At 34.1% G+C, this 1129-nt stretch carries 1 protein-coding gene; it reads right to left on the minus strand.

Annotated features, from left to right (window positions below; all coding sequences use genetic code 11):
* Positions 1 to 1013 (minus strand): ISL3 family transposase (locus ACH0B5_RS18030; protein WP_406928259.1); only part of this gene is annotated, 1013 nt, incomplete at its 3' end.
* Between the last annotated feature and the right edge of the window lie 116 nt (positions 1014 to 1129).

The raw sequence follows: 1129 nt of genomic DNA on the forward strand, positions 1-1129 counted from the left end.
ATGGCCTTTAAAAATGCCGGAATATTTGCTTTTTCTACCTTTCGGTAAAAGGCTTCTAATCTTTTTTTTATTTCTATCAAATCATTTGAAGTTTTTGCCCAATCAAACCATTCGCAGTAAGCTTCTTTTAATTCATAGGCTTGCTTTAGTTCCTTCGACATTCCTATGTAACGATTTAAGTACCAACGATTCGTTTCTGTTAACTTATCAAATCGTTTATATAGTACATGACGCATTTTCTTACATTTCTTTCGATCATATGCATGCCATTCTTTTTGAACATTTCGACGTACTTCATCTAGTGCCCAGTAAATATAACGACAATAATGAAAGCGATCCGCAATAATAATCGGGCGATTTAACGCCTTCCTAACTGCTGCTTTAAAGCTTGGATTCATGTCCATAACCACAATTTCTACATCTGCACCGTATTTCATCAAGTAATCCTTAATGGTTTCTTTTCTACGATTTGGTAAAATATCAATTGGTTCATGTGTTTCCGCATTGGCAATAATTAATTGATAAGTTCCCGCATCGGTATCTGCTTTATATTCATCAATCGCGATACATTTTGGTAAATGAACCCCTTCATTTAATTGTTCCTTTACTACTTCTTTAAAGCGACGAATCACTGTTGAGCTTGATGTACCAAGTACTTCAGCTGCTTCTTTAAATGTTTTTGCCTTTATTGAACGGATTCGTACAACTTGATTCCATTCTTTCGAGAAACGTTGATATTTATCCACGAAAGGGGATTTTTCTGAAAAACGTTTCCCACATTGGCATACATAACGACGACGTTTATAAAAAAGGACGGTTAATCGTTCAAACCATTTTAAATGATTAATTTTTTGAATTCGATAATCATGGACTTTTGATGTTATATTCTTGCATGCTGGACATTGATGTTCTTTTTTTGGTATGGAAACGTGTAGAACAATACGTTCCCCCATCTCCTCCACCTTATGAACAGTTACACCTTTTAATCCTGGAATATTCATGTTAAAATTCATTTGCACGTATCACCTTTCATTGCTTGTTTCTCGACAATTCAAGTATATAGAAATCGGTGATTACGTGCTTTTTTATTTATGAAATTTTTTTAAACCCCAACAAATATTATAGAGCC

This window comes from Ureibacillus sp. 179-F W5.1 NHS, assembly GCF_045369345.1.
In the GTDB taxonomy this organism is placed as follows: domain Bacteria; phylum Bacillota; class Bacilli; order Bacillales_A; family Planococcaceae; genus Ureibacillus; species Ureibacillus halotolerans.